The 547-nt window shown below is 72.0% G+C and carries 1 pseudogene; it reads right to left on the bottom strand.

The features are described 5' to 3' along the window. Positions 1-497 (bottom strand): annotated as a pseudogene (locus tag IG90_RS0138770) (MarR family transcriptional regulator); the annotation flags it as partial. Positions 498-547 lie beyond the last annotated feature (50 nt).

Raw genomic sequence — 547 nt, 5'->3', positions numbered from 1 at the left:
GCGGGCGGCGGCGGGTCCTCGGCCGGGGCCCAGGGAGGCGGGGGCGCTGTCGCGGGGGCCGGGGTGTCCGGTGCGGAGCTGACGGTCCGGAGAGCCTTCTCGGTGGCGAGGTAGGCGTTCCACCATTCGTTGTCGCGGGCGGTGCGGGACCAGAAGGTGCGGAAGGCCCAGCGGGTCTCGTCGCCCGCGCCGACGGAGCACCGTACGCGTCGCAGGTGTCCGGCGACGGACAGGGCTGTCAGGGCGGTGGAGATGGCCTGTTGCCCGTAGAGCGGCAGCTGTTTGGCGAGCTGCTTCACGCTCATCGCCGCGCCTTCGGGGAGGTGGTCGACGAACCCGGCGACGTACCGCTCGCGGGTCGGGAGGAGGGCAAAGTCGTGCGGCGTACGCGGGTGTTGGTCCGGTGCGGAGCGTTTGCCGTAGCCGGGCTTGGCCATCGGGTACGCGGCGGAGCGTGCGGGGGCGGGCAGGGCGGAGCTAGTGTGCTGTGTAGCCAAGGGATCGTCTTTCTAGGGTGTCGATCTTGCGGTGAGACCCCGGCCTGGTG

It is taken from the genome of Streptomyces anulatus, assembly GCF_000721175.1.
Classification (GTDB): Bacteria; Actinomycetota; Actinomycetes; order Streptomycetales; family Streptomycetaceae; genus Streptomyces; species Streptomyces anulatus_C.
This window is presented reverse-complemented; position numbering and strand designations above follow the sequence as displayed.